1 protein-coding gene is annotated in these 399 nt (G+C 67.7%); it reads left to right on the top strand.

Translation table 11 applies throughout. The annotated features are described in order from the left end of the window. Positions 1–399: CBS domain-containing protein (locus tag J0695_RS40790; protein WP_206969842.1), on the top strand; the 399-nt coding region annotated here is incomplete at both ends.

The following is a 399-nucleotide window of genomic DNA, read 5'->3' as shown; positions in this document are numbered from 1 at the left end:
TCGAGGACCAGGTCGACCTGGTTGACCTGGTGAAGCGGTCCGAGTCCGGCATGGTCACCGACCCGATCACGGTCTCCCCGGACGCCACGCTCGGCGAGGCCGACGCGCTCTGCGCCAAGTTCCGCATCAGTGGCGTCCCGGTCGTCGATCCGTCGGGCAAGCTGCTCGGCATCGGCGTCATGACCTCGCGCACCTGGCGCGCACGGTCCGACTCGAAGGCCATGTCGCGGTTGGTGACGATGCCGCTGGTCACGGGCCGGGTCGGCATCTCCGGCGTGGACGCCATGGAGCTGCTGCGCCGCCACAAGATCGAGAAGCTTCCGCTGGTCGACGCCGCGGGCATTCTCAAGGGCCTCATCACGGTCAAGGACTTCAAGAAGGCCGAGCAGTACCCGAACG

Source organism: Streptomyces beijiangensis (assembly GCF_017315755.1).
GTDB lineage: Bacteria > Actinomycetota > Actinomycetes > Streptomycetales > Streptomycetaceae > Streptomyces > Streptomyces beijiangensis.
This window is presented reverse-complemented; position numbering and strand designations above follow the sequence as displayed.